This window comes from Yoonia sp. GPGPB17 (assembly GCF_037892195.1).
Classification (GTDB): Bacteria; Pseudomonadota; Alphaproteobacteria; order Rhodobacterales; family Rhodobacteraceae; genus Yoonia.
This window is the reverse complement of the sequence record NZ_JATACI010000002.1, coordinates 819,211-835,407: the sequence shown is the minus strand read 5'-3', so window position 1 is coordinate 835,407 and position 16,197 is coordinate 819,211. Positions and strand designations below refer to the sequence as shown.

Sequence of the window (16,197 nt, the reverse complement as noted above, 5' to 3'; positions counted from 1 at the left end):
GCGAAATTTCCCCTATCTTGCTGGAAAGCAAGGAGAATGAAAGATGGCGCATAGAGAGCTTAACCTGCATGAAAGCCGCGCGATAGAAGATATGTTGAATGCCAAGATCGCTGTACGTGAGATTGCAGCGGAGATCGGTAGGCATGTTTCGACGGTGTATCGCGAGATCAAGCGCAATCACTACGACGACAATGAGCTGCCGGAGCTGAACGGATACTACGGCATGGTTGCTCAACGCGCCGCGACCCAAAGACGCGCGCGGCGGCGCAAACTGGTGCGCCTCGTCAGTCTGCGTAAAGCGGTGATCAAACAGCTCAAGGAAGGTTGGTCGCCAGAGCAGAAGGGCCTCTATGCCATCCGTTGATCTGCCAATTCGGCAAAGCCCGCCACGACCCGCAACCCCCACTTATCCTTTGGAACCACGATCTTGGTCTCAAAGAATTCGGGCAATTCCAAGATCGGCACACCGGTCAACCCGTCGTCTGGAAACCCACTGTCGGCGAGAAAGATGCCGACGCCGACGCCATGAAGGATTGCCTCTTTCATGACCGGGAACGTCGTGGTGCGCATGCGGCGTGGAAAGGTGATCGCGTGATCTTTGAGCTTTCGCGCAACGAACCTGGCGGTGTACGAGCCTTCTTCGGGGATGAGTACGGTCTCCTCGGCGAGATCGCGCAAAGAGATGCATTGCTGTTGTGCAAACCGATGATTGTCGGGCACATAGGCAACATAACGGGCCGTTGTTACCGAACGGCTTACGCAGTCACCCATGCGGTCAGGCTCGGTTACTACCGCAACATCGACTTGCCGACCGCGCAATAAAGCCATTGCCTGAGTCCAATCATACAAAGCAAAATCCACCTCAATATTAGGATAGGTTTTTTGGAACGCGGCGATCAGTGGCAACGCCGGGCGCGGCGCGTTGGCGATGACCGCCAAATGCCCTCGTTCCAGCGCTGCGTAGCCCTCAAGTTTCTCCTTTATCAGGCCGTCCAATGTGACTTGCCGGTCGGCAAGATCATAGAGTTCGCGTCCCGCACGGGTCAGTGACAGGCCGTCCGAGCCGCGCTGAAGCAATTTCATGCCGACGGTCTGCTCAAGCTTTGCGACATGCTGCGTGACCGCAGACTGGCTCACACCAAGTCTGTCGGCGGCGCGTGAAAAGCTCCCTTCCCGGACAACATGCGCAAAAGCGGAGAACTGGTTGTGGCTGGTTTTCATGGGCCTGCACGACAATGGTCACTGATATGGTGATCTCTACCAGCCATTAGTTTCACTTATATGACGTTACACAACTGACAAAGGCCAGGGCTAACGTGACCCATGACTCAAATCTGGGGGCGACCATGGCGGAGCTCAGGCTCGAACATATCGATAAGCGCTTTGATGCAACACGCGTGTTGAATAGCGTCGATTTAGCAATCGCCCCCGGGGAGTTTTTAACCCTGGTCGGGCCGTCGGGTTGCGGAAAATCTACCTTGCTGCGCATTCTGGCAGGCCTGGAAGCACCAACTGCTGGACAGGTTGTGATTGGTGGGCAGGATGTCACCCAGACACGGCCATCACAACGCAACTTGGCAATGGTGTTTCAAAACTACGCGCTATACCCGCATTTGAGTGTGGCCGAGAATATGCTCACACCGCTGAAGCTGCGCGATTTGAACGCCGTCGAGCGCTTGCCTGTGGTTGGCCCCCTGCTCTCTCGCGCCAAACGTGCAGAGCTTGCGGGTCAGGTCCAGACCGTCGCCGAAACCCTCCAAGTAACCCAGCTTCTGGACCGCAAACCGGGTCAGCTTTCGGGCGGCCAACGTCAGCGGGTGGCACTTGGTCGGGCCATGGTCCGCCGCCCCGTGGCTTTCCTTATGGACGAGCCGTTGTCCAACCTTGATGCGGCGCTGCGTGTTCACATGCGCGCTGAACTGACGGAATTGCATCGCCGCCTTGGCACAACGTTTGTCTATGTGACACACGACCAGGCGGAGGCCCTCACAATGTCAACGCGTGTGGCGGTGATGATGGATGGTGACTTGCTCCAAGTTGGCACCCCTGATGCGGTTTACGCGGACCCGGATTGTCTTAAAGTCGCTTCCTTTATCGGGTCACCGAAGATCAACGTCTTACCAGGAGAAATTGACGCGTCGGGATATGTCGCGCTGTTGGGGCAAAAGATCGATCTGAAAGCGGTTGCGCCCGGCCCGGTTCAGGTCGGCATTCGGCCCGAACACCTGCAACTTGTCGGGGGCGATGATGCGTTGACGACAGGCACTGTTGCCTACCGCGAGAATCTGGGATCGGATGTCTATTTGCACGTCAACATTGACGATGCGACATATCGCGTCATCGTTCGCGCCACACCAGCACAGGCCGTGGGTCTTACGTTGGGAGCCACAGTTACGATTGGCTTCAACGCCCAAGCAGCGCTCTTATTCGACAGCGATGGCATGCGGGTTAAGGCCACCTCAAGCGTTAGCGGGACCGTCGCAGCATGAGCACGCGATCCGCCTCTACGGGCGCACGGACCAACGTTCACTGGTGGTTCGTTGCGCCAGCTTTGTTGCTGATGCTGGTTATCTTGGTCCTGCCCATCCTGGTGGCTTTTGGGCTGAGCCTCACCGACTACGCGCTTGGCAACCGGAGCGCCAATTTTGTCGGCTTCGAGAATTACGAAGATATCTTCACCCGGTCCACTTACGAGCGGATGTTCAAGGCCAGTTTCCTGTATGTCGCGCTTACAGTACCAGCGTCGGTCGGACTTGGCCTCGGTGCTGCATTGCTGATCAATTCAGTGTCGCGCTTCGGCGACTTGTACAAGACGATCTACTTTCTGCCTGTCATGGCCGCGTTGCTTGCCATGGCGATCGCATGGGAGTTTGCGCTGAATCCATCCGTCGGGGTGGTGAACATCATCCTTGAGGCGGGTTGCGGCTCGTGGTTGGAACGATGGTACTGGTATGCAAACGGTTGCGCCGAAAGCTTCCCTCTTTGGCTGGGAGACCGCGATTATGCGATCTGGACCCTTTCGTTTATTGGCATTTGGCAAGGCTTTGGCTTTACGATGGTGCTCTATCTGGCGGGGCTGACGGGGATCCCCCGCGAATTGTATCACGCCGCCGAGATTGACGGCGCGACCAGTGGCTGGGAACGGTTCCGGCTGGTCACTTGGCCGATGTTGGGGCCCACCACCGTTTTCGTGGTCACCATTTCGATGATCCGCTCCTTCCAGGTGTTTGACACCGTCGAAGCGCTGACACGAGGTGGCCCATCCAAATCCACCTATGTGATGCTCTACGCCATCTACGAAAAGGCCATCCAGCAGAACCTGATGGGGATCGGCGCAGCCATCACCGTCGTGTTCCTTGGCTTCGTTCTCATTCTTACGATGATCCAGCGCTATCTGGTCGAACGACGGGTACATTACACATGACGACTGACACACTATCCTCACCCGCGCGCCCTGCCCGCCAAATGCGCGTCGGATCAGATGGCATGCGCTTTTCAACGGCTGAGACAATCAAGCATGTGGTCCTTATTTTGGGGGCACTGATCGTGCTGATGCCATTTTATGTGATGGTCTCATATTCGTTGAAGTCGCCAGCAGAAATCATGTCAACGTCTTTGGTTTTCTTGGGTGATCAAACGCCGTTCCTTGATCAGTTTTGCGTTAAAGCTGGCAACCCCGAAGCCGACTGCATGCGATCCGCCATCGAGTATAACTACGTGACAGCTTTCACCGAAGCACCGCTTTGGCGCTACGTGCTCAACGGCATCATCGTTACCGTGTCGATCTTTCTGATCCAGGTCGTGATCGCGCTGCCTTGCGCCTACGCGCTTGCAAAGCTTCGCTTCTGGGGTCGCGACGTTATCTTTGCGATGGTTCTGTTTTGCCTCCTGATCCCGGTCCATGCGATCGCGCTGCCGCTTTACATCATGCTCGCTGAAGTCGGGCTCACCAACTCTTATGCGGCGCTGGTCATCCCGTGGACGATTTCGGTGTTCGGTATCTTCTTGATGCGCCAATTCTTCATGACCGTGCCCGATGATCTTATTGATGCGGCCCGCATGGACGGCATGAGCGAGTTTTCTATTGTCTGGAAGGTCATGTTGCCGACTGCCATTCCGGCACTTCTGGCATTTGGCATCTTTTCCGTGGTCGCGCACTGGAATGACTACTTCTGGCCACGCATCGTCATTACCGGAGACCGCGATCTGTTTACGCCGCCACTGGGCCTGCGTGAGTTCCGCGCTTATGGCGTTGATGGCAATGACTTTGGCCCTATGATGGCAACCGCCACCGTCATCGTCACACCACTGATTGTGGCGTTTCTTCTCGCTCAGCGCCGTTTCATCGAGGGCATTACGCTCAGTGGGATGAAGTAAATGCTGCATCAAAGACGTGCGCCGCCTGAAGCACAAATCCACAGGCGGCGCAGTTACCGAGTTTCCCTTCTTTGAAGGGATCAAGAAGGGACGCGTTCAACTTTGCAAACCGAAACGCGTCCCACAGCAACTAAGAGGACTATCCCATGAAACGCTTGCTTACCACAACATCCATTGCGCTGGCCTGTGCCACGATAACGACGCCAGCCGCTTTTGCCCAAGACACCGTCGAAATCGAGGTCGGCTATCCCTACTCCGCACTTTTCGACGTGACCTTCGAACGCATCATGCCGCTTTTTGAAGCCGCGCATCCAGACATCTCGGTTTCTTTCCGCGCGACCTACGAGCATTACGAGGATGGCACCAACACCATTCTGCGTGAGGCTGTTGCAGGCGAACTGCCCGATGTGACGCTGCAAGGCCTCAACCGTCAGCAAATCCTTGTGGACCGCGGGATTGCTGGCTCAATGGAGCCGTTTATCACCCAAGAGGCCGACTTCACACGCGACGGCTACCACGAAGCGATGCTGGCGCTGGGCACGTTTGGCGAAGACGTGCACGGCCTGCCATTCGCCGTGTCGCTGCCGGTTGGGTACTACAACATGGACCTGATGGCGCGCATTGGGGTCACTGAGCGCGATCAGCTTCCCAAGACATGGGCCGAGGTCACTGACATGTGCGGCCAACTGCGCGACGCTGGCGTTGAAAACCCGCTCTTTTGGGGGTGGAACATCACCGGCAATTGGTTTCTGCAAGCGCTCATGTGGAGCCAGGACCAGCCGATCCTGGAAGGAAATGATTTTAATCTCGACATGCCCGAAGGCCTTGTCGCGCTGGAGACGATGAACGACTTGTTCGATGGCTGTAACATGCAGAATCTATCGGTTGGTGAGGCTGGAACACCGTTCGCGGCTGGTGATGTGGCGATGTACTACTGGTCAACCTCTTCGGTCGGCTCGATTGAGCGGTCCAAAGGCGACTTCACGCTGATGACGAACGAGTATCCCGGCATTGACGGATCGCCCAAAGGGCTGCTAGGCTGGCGGCCTTGCGGCCATGCTGACGTCGACTGGATCTGAGGAAGAGATGCAGGCCGCTTGGACCTTCATCAAGTTCATCACGTCGGGTCAAGGCGCTGCGGCAGTGGCTGAAACGACGGGTTACATGCCGCCCAACAGGGCTGCAAATGACCTGTTGGCCGATTTCTACGTCAACAACCCCAACAAAGAAACCGCCGTACGTCAGGCAGGATTGCTGCGCGATTGGATCGCCTATCCGGGCGACAATGGTCTGGCAATTACGCAGGTGATTTACGACGGCATGGAAGGCATCGTCACCGGTGACTTTGAGGACATGGCTGAGCTTCAGCAAGAGCTGACTGAAGAAGTTCAGGACCTGATGCCCAACTAATCGAACCCTGTCCCAAACCCTCCCGGCCAAATGGTCCGGGAGGGTGTTTTTAAAACTTTCTTTTGATTGGTCCGCTATGAAGCTCCTCCAGTTCACCGATATTCACCTTACAACGCCGGGCCAAACGATTGCCGATCGCGACCCAAATGCGAACTTTGAACGCGCCTTGAACCATGCGCTGTCCCATCACAGCGACGCAGAAGCTGTTGTCATTACGGGCGATTTGTCCGACTGGGGCGAAAGGGACGACTATGTCCGCCTCAAAGCGCGTCTGAAAACGGTGCCGATGCCGGTTCATCTGTGCATCGGCAATCACGACGACCGGTCTGTTCTATTGTCAGTTTTTCCAGAGCTGGCAGATGAAAACGGCCATGTCCAGGGGATCTTTCCGCTCTCGCAAGGCGTTGGGATCACCATCGATACATGGGGCCCCGAAACCCACGCTGGTCACTTTTGCGATGTGCGTGCGCGCTGGCTGGACAAGCAGCTATCGTGTGCCGAAGGCCCGGTTTACCTGTTCATGCATCATAATCCGGTTCCCATGGGGATCGAACCCATGGACAGGATCATGCAGCGCGACGCAGATCTCCTGGCGAGAACCTTGAAACCGCACGCAGGCAAGATCCAACATCTCTTTCATGGACACTGTCATTTGCCGCTGTCCGGTTCATTTTGCGGAATTCCATTCTCCGCACCGCGCGGCACGAACCACGCCGGTTGGCCCGACTTTGCTGCAACTAAGGTGTTTTCATCAAGCGACCTGCCTGAATCCTATGCAGTGGCTCAACTGTTTAAGCATGGCGTCATGGTCCATATGGTCGAATATGGCTATGCAGGGGACATCCGGAGCGAAGGATCTCCCGACTACGCGCAATGGGATCGACTGACGATGGTAAGGTAGCTGAACGCCAACACGGCATGAAGCATCCTGCGAACCAGCCCCCTGCCCCATGGTTGGTCCTGTATTGCATCGGTTCTTATTTTTCCCCTTGATAACTTTGCGATCAAGGCCTGCTGAGCGGAGCCTTTGCGTATTCATTGATGAGTGTCCTCTTATCAAGGGGTTCAGGGGCCGGAACAAGGCCTGCCAGTCTCACGAAAGCCTGCTATCGGCGCTACAAGACCGTTCGACCATAACGCGGATTTTGATAAGACTGGGCGCTGGCCGAACGACGCACCGGATGTGTCGGCTGTGATGTTCCTGTGACAAACCCCGCAATCTGGCGGGTTTTTCGTTTCAGGCGAAGGCGATTGTTACTATGTAACAAAGCGAAATGAGAGTTAGGACAAATCAAATGCCCATAGCGACCACAATTTTGAACGGCTTCCTTGGTGCAGGCAAAACAACGTTGATGCAGAGCCTTCTGGTCCAGTCACGGGACCTGAAGAATGTGACGTTGGGTGTCATCGTCAACGAAATGAGCACGTTGGATGTGGATGGCTCCGTGCTCGACACCAGCGAGGTTATTTCGCGCAAGAGCCCGCATTTTGCGTCTATTCCCGGAAAAAGTATCAGCAGCGATGAGGGGCTCTACCAATTTCGTCAAGCGGTCGAAAGAGTTCTTGCCGATGAAGAGGTGACACATCTGCTAATTGAAACCTCTGGGAGCACCCACCCTTGGCCCCTGCTGGAGGCCATTCGCAGCCTACCTCAGCTCCGGTTGCACGGGTTCTTATCGGTTGTCGATACCGTGGTTCTCCAGCAAGATCATGATCTTGGACGGGCCATTCATCCGGTGGCCAGCGAAAACCTGGCAGCGAAGCGGCGCGGCGTTGCAAATTTGCTGGCCGAGCAGGTGATGTTCGCAAACCGCTTGTTACTCAGCAAATCTGACAAGGTTTCTGGCGATGTGCTCAGACAGGTGGCTGAGGCGGTGCACCCGCTGAACCCGCATGCGGACATTTTGGCGATGCAATGGGGGAATCTGAGCCTTGAGAAAGTGCTGTCCATGCCACTTTACGACTATGAACGGGTGAAGGCTTTTGGAAAAGAGTTGACCAAATGGGAGGCGGACAACAACGCAGCCCCCATGGCGCAGCCCGAAACATATCAGATTGGTAGCCGTGTACTGCGCGACCCCCGCCCGTTTCATCCGCAGCGGCTGTATGACATTTATACCAAGGCTCTTGGGATTGGCATCTATCGGAGCAAGGGCTTCTTCTGGTTGCCAACGCGAGACGACCTGATGCTGCTTTGGAACCAGACCGGCGGCAGCGTCGGGCTTGAAATCGTGAACTACTGGAAAGTCAGCACGCTTGAGGATGATAGTTTAAACCTCTCTGACTGGGAAAAGGAGGCAATGCGCGCCAAACTGACCGAAGCGCATGCAGACTTCGGCGACCGGCGCTGCCAGCTTACGGTGATTGGTGATGAATTGGAGCTCGATAAATTTGTCGAAGCTTTGCAAGACTGCTTTTGCACCGATGATGAGATCGCGGCCTGGAAAGCTGGCGAAGACTTTGCTGACCCTTGGCCAAAAACCGTCGCGACCTTGCGTGCGCAATAGATCTTACCCTTAGACCAGTTCTTTTACGGCCTGTTCAAATATGGCCACTGGGCGCACCTGATGCGCATTGCCCCGACGATCCATAGACTTTCGGGTCTGTCAGGCCGAAAACGTCGGGAAAGGCCTGACACAGCAGCCGGGTTTCTTGTTGCCAATCGCGAAAGCTCTGCCCGATCTGGCCCCGCTCAAACATCCAATTGCCGTTGGACGGATCGTCCTATGTCCGGGTCCGGTTGGGGCGGAATATCACTGGCGCGGGTTGGTGGCGAAGAAATGTAACTCTTTGGGTTGCAAGTCTCGCCCAAGTATATGTAATAATATAACATCCGATTCAAGCAGGAGTTTTCCATGCCAGACCAACGCCTTCCCGTCACCGTTCTTTCCGGCTTCCTTGGGGCAGGAAAAACCACCCTTTTGAACCGCATTCTGAACAATCGCGAGGGCCGTCGCGTTGCCGTGATCGTCAACGACATGTCCGAAGTGAATATTGATGCGGACCTTGTGCGTGCTGACACAGAACTAAGTCGCACTGATGAAACTCTTGTTGAAATGTCCAACGGTTGTATTTGTTGCACGCTACGCGATGACCTTCTTGAAGAGGTACGCCGCCTTGCTGGAGAAGGACGCTTTGATTATCTGCTGATTGAGTCCACCGGTATCTCCGAGCCTTTGCCCGTCGCCGCGACCTTCGATTTCCGTGATGAGCACGGCGAAAGCCTATCGGATGTGTCACGCCTTGATACGATGGTCACGGTTGTCGATGCGGTGAACCTCACAGCGGATTACTCCAGTCAGGACTTCCTGAGCGACCGCGGCGAGACGCTGGGTGAAGAAGATGAACGCACGCTGGTCAATCTCCTCGTCGAACAGATTGAGTTTGCCGACCTCGTGGTCCTCAACAAGGTGACAGATGCGGGGCGCGATAAGGTCAATGTGGCGCGGCAGATCATTCGGTCTTTGAATGCCGATGCCAAGATCATAGAAACCGATCATTCGAATGTCCCAAGCGATGCGATCCTTGACACCGGGCTTTTCGATTTCGAAAAGGCCCATGAGCATCCGATGTGGGCCAAAGAGCTTTATGGCTTTGCTGACCACGTACCCGAAACCGAAGAATACGGCGTCGCGAGCTTTGTCTATCGCGCCCGCCAGCCATTTGAGCCCGAGAAAATCCTGAGCGTTCTCAAAAGCGAATTACCAGGAGTGATCCGGGCAAAGGGTCATTTCTGGATCGCGACACGCCCCGGTTGGGTGGCGGAGTTTTCGCTTGCTGGAACCCTATCCTCAATTCAACCGCTGGGAACATGGTGGGCTTCCGTTCCCCAAGAGCGTTGGCCGACCCATGAAAGTGCACGCGCATATATGGCCGAGAACTGGCAAGAGCCGTGGGGAGACCGCCGTCAAGAATTGGTTTTCATTGGTGCCGGGATTGATTGGACAGCTTTGAAGGCATCGCTCGATTCCTGCCTTGTGCCAGAACATTTGGCACCCGGCCCGGGCGCCCTTCCCGATTTTCCTGACCCATTCCCCATCTGGCGACGCGCCGAGGCGGCAGCATGACGCTGCATCAAAGTCTGGTTCGGGAACAAAGCGTCGGTGTCAGCCTGACAACGACACCAAAAGGTCTGGCGTCGATCAAGGATCCGCTGTGCTCTGCCGCGATCTGGAAACGCAAGCCCTTGCCAGGTTTTCAGAAATGGATTGATGAGCGCGACCCAGCCGATTTCCCGCGGGCACGGATCATGTTGCGCTCAGAAATGGTGCGCGACGCAATGACCGACCTTTCGGATGCCTGCGGACTGCCTGATTGCGCAGAGCGCACGTTACTGATTGATGATATAGCGGCTCTTGCGGACATGTTCTCCAGCATCATGAAAAGCCGCTATCTTAGATTGCGCCTTGATGTCATCGAAACCAACGCCTGTCGCAAGTTTCATATCGACGGTATCACCGCCCGTCTGATTTGTACGTATCGTGGCCACGCAACGCAGTACGGCAATGGTGCGATGGGGGATAGCCCGGCAGATATCCACGAAGTGCCGACCGGTTCTCCCATGATCTTGCGCGGCACGGCTTGGCCAAGTGCTGCCAGAATTGGTCTGTTGCACAGATCACCGCCAATCGAAGGAACAGGAGAGACACGCCTCGTCCTTGTTCTGGACCCCATTACAGATATCGAAGCAGATCGACACAGCCAGACTTAGCGACACCAATCTCTTTGCTCACTCGGGCCAGTATCCAGAAGGTCTTTTCTTCATGTGTTGAACTGCGAATGTCCAGTATTGGGGCCAATGTGCAAAACCGTGATAGATCGAGTCAAAAAAGCGGCGCGGTTTGCTACAGCTTTAGCGCCATATGGCCAACACCCAAGCGGATGCATTCCACCGGCGCGAAGGAATTGTCATAGTTGAGCGCAAAGAAAACGGTGTAGATAGCACTCCGGAAAAGCCGATGGCGTGGCATCGCGCCTTTTCCGCGCGGCGTATACCGTCGAGGTATGCTGGTAACTTCAATTAGAGCCGTTTCCAAAGCGTCGTACAGAGGGGAGGTATGCGCGCCTCGATGGCTTGCATTGCATCCACAATCAAATCCTCCCGCCATCTGCGCCCGGCGATCTGTACGCCAATCGGGCTTGGGCCATCTGCCGTATCCGCAACATGCGTTGGCAGATTGCTTAAGCAGGCAGGCCAATGAAACTCATGATGAAGGACCAATGTGATTGACCCAGAACATCCCTCACGCCATCGGGTCCAGCTGTATCACGTCCTGGTGCAAAGAACGGCCGTAGCAAAAACGGGGTCAAAACCAATGGATAGTCCTCCAGGAAAAGCGCCCATTGTCGCGCGTAATAGGTGCGCTTTGCCAACATCCTTACAAACGCGTCGCCGTCATATGGCGGGAACTGGCAGTAGTACTCATCGAATATTGCATTGATGTCTTTCGACCCAAGGGCGCGAATATCAGGACCAAGCAGGTCTCTGACCTCACTCAACAGCGCCTGATAGCCAACCTGCCCAGTTTCCCAGGCAAGCGGCGGCTCAGCAGCTTCGACAGCATATCCCGCGTCGGCTAGCGCCAATGCTGCGTTGTCGAGTGCTGTTGCAACGGCGGGATGCAGACCAAAGCCGAAATCGTCGCGGGCCACCGCCACCCGAATAGGGGACGCAAGCGGCGCGCCACGCCACGGCATTGGGACGTGAAACGGGTCTCGAGCATCGGACATGATCATCGCTGGCATCGACAATTGCAGATCGGATGCATTCCGCGCGATCACGCCCTGTACCGACATGGATTGCGCCAAAAGGCCCCGCTCAGACGTTTGGCTGGGGTTGAAAGCTGGTACGCGCCCCAAACCCGGTTTGACCGTCACAGCCCCGTTTGCGGATGCAGGAAACCGAAGGGATCCGCCAATGTCGTTTCCGTGTGCAAGCGCGCCAATCCCGGACATCACAGCTGCACCCGCCCCGCCCGAAGAGCCACCCGCAGAGATATGCGATCCCCAAGGGTTGTGCGTCCGACCGTAAAGCGCGTTATCTGTGTCCGCCCGGAATGAGAACTCAGGTGTGTTTGTGCGACCAATTACAACAGCGCCCGCTGCCTTCAAGTTCCTGACGACCGGCGCGTCTTCGGGTGCGATCATATCTTTGAGGGCCGCGACACCGTTGGATGTCGCATGACCTTTCTGATCGACATTGATCTTTATCGTGACAGAAACACCATGCAGCAACCCTTTGGGTGCCTTGCTGGTATCTAATGCCGCCGCCTCCGCCAGCGCCTCCTCCGCCAAGCTTTCGACGACTGCATTTAGCGCTGGATTGATCTCCTCCATTCGCGCAATCGCGGATTCGGTGACTTCAACGGCGCTTAGCGACCCACTCCGTGTTGCCAGCGCAATGTCGCCTGCACTCCATCGCCAAAGATCAGGTTTTTCCGTCATGCTGGCACACTCACTTTTCGTTACGCCCGATAGGGTAAACCGCTGCAAGATCTAAGCAATTGTCGAACATCAAAGATCCTTTGGCCTGGTTTCAAGGCGGGCGACTTTTGCAATCCTGGTGCAATGTAGCCGACCTATCACAGTAACTTTGACATAATTCAGAATTTCGATCACCCCCACCTTCCGGTACCGCATCATTTGGCGGGCATGCAGTCCAGCGTCTTTCGCCATGCGGCAGCCCGCATGAAACCCGAAGGACCGGCGAGGGTCGCGCGTCACTTTAGGGCGCTAAGCAATCCCTCCACTATCGTAACTTAAGGAGTTGCGAGAGGCATTTCTCTCGCTTAGCCTCAACGCATAGGATTACCCAGCAATGCGTCTTTTTTGATCGCACATCCAATACCCCATCGCCCAAACCCAATTCCGATTTTATCGTTGATCCATTGGGAGGACAAACAAAATGAAGACACGCGCTGCTATCGCTTGGGGACCCAACCTGCCCCTGGAGATTGAGGACATTGATCTGGAAGGGCCGAAAGACGGTGAGGTCCTTGTTCGTATTGTCACCACGAGTCTGTGTCACACGGATGTCTTTACGTTGTCCGGCGATGACCCAGAAGGGTTGTTCCCATGCATTTTGGGACATGAAGGCTGCGGTGTGGTTGAGGAGATCGGCAAAGGAGTGACCTCAGTCAAACCCGGTGATCACGTTATCCCGCTCTATGTGCCCGAAGACCCCGACTGTCCCTACATCAAATCTGGTAAAACGAACCTATGTCAAACGATCCGCGCGACCCAAGGGGCCGGTCTTATGCCGGACGGCACGTCGCGTTTCTCATACAAGGGCAAGCAGATCTTGCACTATATGGGTACCAGCACGTTCAGCGAATACACTGTTCTGCCGGAAATCTCGGTCGCTAAAATATCCAAGGAAGCGCCCTTGTCCAAGGCGTCTGTAATGGGCTGTGCGGTGCCGACGGGCATTGGCGCTGTGCGCAACACTGCAAAAGTCGAACCTGGCTCGACGGTTGCGGTCTTTGGCCTGGGTGCTGTGGGGATGGCTGTCATTCAAGGTGCGGTTCTAAAGGGCGCATCGCGCATCATCGGGGTCGATGTGAACCAGAATAAATTCCCGCTCGCCAAGTCGCTCGGGGCTACCGAATGCGTGAATCCCAAAGATCATTCGGCACCGATCCATGACGTTTTGATCGAGATGACGAACGGAGGATTGGACTATACCTTCGAAGCCGTCGGCAATGTGGAACTTATGCGGTCGGCGCTTGAAGCCTGCCACAAGGGATGGGGGGAATGCACGGTCATCGGCGTCAGCTTGCGCGGGCCAGGAAATATCCACCCGACCTTTCCAACTTGTGACAGGTCGCGTGTGGCGGGGAACGGCGTTTGGCGGCGTATTAGGCCGCAGTCAACTGCCCGGCATGGTGAACGAATGGTTGCGCGGTGATTTTGATGTGGACCCCTACATCACACACCACATGCATCATGAACAGATCAACACAGCCTTCGACCTGCTAAAGGCAGGCGCGTCCATACGCTCGGTGATCCATTTCCAACCGGAACAAACGATGACAGTAAACTCTTTGCCCGGGAAGATCGTTCCGGCTTGACCCTGATATCTGATGGCCCCGTGCAGTCGTTCTGCGCTGGGCCAGAAAAGCAGAAACGCTATTGCGCTGCGCCTGTCTGGCCGACGCTTACGGCGTGATGTTCATTGCAAGCCTTTGATCACCCCTCAACGGGCGGAAACCACGTGAGCGAAGAGTGGTGTAGCGAAATCAATACCCGCCCATCCAGTTTGTGGTAGGCAAACGTATAGTCGGCGCGCGTTGCGTTCCCTGCACCATCCACAAAAGTGTAGTGTCCCATATCTTTGTATCCCAGTCCGCCCGCTTTCAGAATTGGGCCAACAGCGCTCTGGAAGTCGACCTTCTGCCATCCGCGCTTTAGAAATCCGCTATCTTGCGGATAGTCAGGGTCGCCCCCGACAAAGTAGGCGCGCGCGCCCTTTTCATCGAGTCGGATGACGTCGGCAAGGGTGGGTTTGAATAGAAGCGGTTCGTCCGGGTCACCAAAATCATAGAGACCAAGCAAGCCGTCTACGTCTTGATCGGTTACGCATTTCGCCCAAGAGCGTTGTGCAGTGACAACTTCGGCTTTCGTCATTGGTTCAAAATTGCGGTCGGTCATCTTTGTTTGGTCTCATTGATAAGTTTGGTTTTCCTCGCACCGCACATAACGTAACACTTCAAGTTTCGAAACGTTTCTTTCCTGGCTAGCAGCATGTTCAAATGTGAGTAAACAAGGCGAATGTGCAATGATAGACATACAAGACCTGTTAACCAATTATGCATAGTTTGCAAACAGCTTGAAGGTAAGGACGTAAAAGTGATCCATGCGACTCTTCCCGACGACGCGACTCGCGCCGTCTGAGGATGTGACGGCCGCCTGACATTCGCAAGAACCGCGCAAAACAAACCACAACGGCGGTTGTGGACAGTGTGTTGTCCATTTGTCTCCGCCCTGCCCGATGGCGCGACTGTCGAACTGATTGGCCGCGACGACCCGCGCTTGAACAGATCAGGCACAACGTTGCGCGCCTTCTGGCGAGGCTGTCCAGAGCCGCTGGCCCGGCACCAAGACGGCCATTGGTCCGGCGATCGAACACGGTTTCTGCTTCGCGTTTGCCACGCAGGTCGCCCTAGACATAAGAAGCCATGTACAACGGCTTCATATGCTCTCGAAATACTTTGGGCCTATTCACTGACTAGATCCAGGGCAGTCGCAATGGTTCCATTTTGATTTTTGGGGTACACAATTGAAGTACATGTTTATCAAAAATATCGAAAGGTCGAACTAGTGCCTGATAGATTGGTCCTTGTATATTCCGCAGCTGATCTTGGTATCACTGGGGCGAACTATAACTTCGGCTCCATCGCAACCGGAGGGACATTCACCGCTTCTGCTACAGCGGCGCCGACTGCTGCGACCATCACAGATACAGATTCTGAGGATACGGTTTTCAATGACGGCGTGCCCGGTAACTTTGCCGGGGCACCGACGCAACAACTATTGAATGGAACGGTTGACGGAATCGTCTACACAAATGCACCAAGTAACCCGGAAAACGAATTTGAGGTCTTTGACTCCACTGGCACCTCGGTAGGCTTCATTTATGATCTTCACAATGCCAACTCCGCCTCCTTTGGTTCATTGCAGGGTTACGTCACTACATTCGAGATTGTCCCTGGTGAGACATATACCGTTGGTCCTCCCGATGGTTTGGGTAACGTCGACTACGATAGCCTTCTAATTTGCTTTGTCACAGGGACACGCATCGAAACGGTCGCGGGCCCTGTTGAGGTTCAAAACCTGAGCACAGGTGACTTGGTTGTGACCAAACACCATGGTGTGAAACCTATTCTCTGGATTGGCAAACGGAAATTAAGTGCCAATGACCTCAGTGAGAACCCCAAGTTGCGGCCAGTTCGCATTGGTGCCTCTTCCCTGGGAAAGGATTTGCCAGAGCGTGATCTTTTGGTCTCAAGGCAACACCGAATGCTCATTTCTTCAAATGTGGTGGAACGGATGTTCGAACAGGAGAGTGTTCTGATTGCTGCCATTAAGTTAGTTCAACTACCCGGTATAGAGGTATGCGATGACGTGACAGAAGTCGAATACGTCCATCTATTGCTAGACCGACATGAGGTGATTTTTGCCGAAGGCGCGCCCACTGAAAGTCTGTATACCGGCAAAGAAGCACTAAAGTCGATTTCATTGGAAGCAAGGGAGGAAGTTCTCGCTCTGTTCCCAGAACTTGCAAAAGCAGATTACGATCCGACACCGGTTTCGATGATCCCCGAAAACAGCCGCCAGCGCAGACTTGTTGATCGCTTGGCAAAGAACAAGAAAATGCCACTTGCAAACCACCTGAATGTTGTCAGGTAAGGT

At 55.1% G+C, this 16,197-nt stretch carries 11 protein-coding genes and 4 pseudogenes; 12 read left to right on the top strand and 3 right to left on the bottom strand.

From position 1 onward, the window contains the following. Nucleotides 1–43 precede the first annotated feature (43 nt). A pseudogene (locus tag QTO30_RS04560) lies at nucleotides 44–340 on the top strand (helix-turn-helix domain-containing protein); the annotation flags it as partial. Nucleotides 341–348: 8 nt separating this feature from the next. Here QTO30_RS04560 and QTO30_RS04555 read toward each other — a convergent pair. After that, a complete protein-coding gene (locus QTO30_RS04555; protein WP_340422791.1) occupies nucleotides 349–1,221 on the bottom strand; it encodes a LysR family transcriptional regulator in 873 nt (290 codons plus the stop codon). 95 nt (nucleotides 1,222–1,316) lie between these two features. Here QTO30_RS04555 and QTO30_RS04550 point away from each other — a divergent pair, with 95 nt between their 5' ends. From QTO30_RS04550 to QTO30_RS04505, 9 genes and pseudogenes are all read left to right on the top strand, one after another. Then, a complete protein-coding gene (locus QTO30_RS04550; protein WP_340422789.1) occupies nucleotides 1,317–2,489 on the top strand; it encodes an ABC transporter ATP-binding protein in 1,173 nt (390 codons plus the stop codon). Then, complete coding sequence (locus tag QTO30_RS04545) at nucleotides 2,486–3,424, top strand: carbohydrate ABC transporter permease (protein WP_340422788.1); 939 nt, start codon at nucleotides 2,486–2,488, stop codon at nucleotides 3,422–3,424. The genes QTO30_RS04550 and QTO30_RS04545 overlap by 4 nt, the downstream gene beginning before the upstream one ends. Nucleotides 3,425–3,486: 62 nt before the next feature. Beyond that, nucleotides 3,487–4,377, top strand: coding sequence for a carbohydrate ABC transporter permease (locus QTO30_RS04540; protein WP_340425868.1), 891 nt, complete (start codon nucleotides 3,487–3,489; stop codon nucleotides 4,375–4,377). A 146-nt stretch (nucleotides 4,378–4,523) separates the two neighbouring features. Next, nucleotides 4,524–5,787: pseudogene (locus QTO30_RS04535) on the top strand (extracellular solute-binding protein). A 76-nt stretch (nucleotides 5,788–5,863) separates the two neighbouring features. After that, nucleotides 5,864–6,688, top strand: a complete 825-nt coding sequence (locus QTO30_RS04525) for a metallophosphoesterase (RefSeq protein WP_340422784.1) — start codon at nucleotides 5,864–5,866, stop codon at nucleotides 6,686–6,688. Nucleotides 6,689–7,082: 394 nt separating this feature from the next. Continuing rightward, nucleotides 7,083–8,294, top strand: coding sequence for a CobW family GTP-binding protein (locus tag QTO30_RS04520; RefSeq protein WP_340422782.1), 1,212 nt, complete (start codon nucleotides 7,083–7,085; stop codon nucleotides 8,292–8,294). 60 nt (nucleotides 8,295–8,354) lie between these two features. Then, entirely contained in the window at nucleotides 8,355–8,573 is a 219-nt protein-coding gene (locus QTO30_RS04515) for a hypothetical protein (protein ID WP_340422781.1), read from the top strand. A gap of 69 nt (nucleotides 8,574–8,642) precedes the next feature. Further along, nucleotides 8,643–9,854: a GTP-binding protein gene (locus tag QTO30_RS04510; protein WP_340422779.1), complete on the top strand. Its 1,212-nt coding sequence runs from the start codon at nucleotides 8,643–8,645 to the stop codon at nucleotides 9,852–9,854. After that, complete coding sequence (locus tag QTO30_RS04505; RefSeq protein WP_340422777.1) at nucleotides 9,851–10,498, top strand: DUF1826 domain-containing protein; 648 nt, start codon at nucleotides 9,851–9,853, stop codon at nucleotides 10,496–10,498. Before QTO30_RS04510 ends, QTO30_RS04505 begins: the two co-directional genes overlap by 4 nt. A gap of 309 nt (nucleotides 10,499–10,807) precedes the next feature. Here the strand turns inward: QTO30_RS04505 and QTO30_RS04500 are convergent. Further along, nucleotides 10,808–12,231 (bottom strand): annotated as a pseudogene (locus QTO30_RS04500) (amidase). Between the two features lie 460 nt (nucleotides 12,232–12,691). On the opposite strand from QTO30_RS04500, the pseudogene QTO30_RS04495 reads away from it, so the two are divergent. Beyond that, nucleotides 12,692–13,856, top strand: a pseudogene (locus QTO30_RS04495) (S-(hydroxymethyl)glutathione dehydrogenase/class III alcohol dehydrogenase). A 118-nt stretch (nucleotides 13,857–13,974) separates the two neighbouring features. Here the strand turns inward: QTO30_RS04495 and QTO30_RS04490 are convergent. Then, complete coding sequence (locus tag QTO30_RS04490) at nucleotides 13,975–14,436, bottom strand: hypothetical protein (RefSeq protein WP_340422776.1); 462 nt, start codon at nucleotides 14,434–14,436, stop codon at nucleotides 13,975–13,977. Nucleotides 14,437–15,105: 669 nt separating this feature from the next. Here QTO30_RS04490 and QTO30_RS04485 point away from each other — a divergent pair. Then, nucleotides 15,106–16,194 carry a Hint domain-containing protein gene (locus QTO30_RS04485; protein ID WP_340422775.1) on the top strand — a complete coding sequence of 363 codons (1,089 nt, stop codon included), beginning with the start codon at nucleotides 15,106–15,108 and terminating at the stop codon, nucleotides 16,192–16,194. Nucleotides 16,195–16,197: the final 3 nt, after the last annotated feature.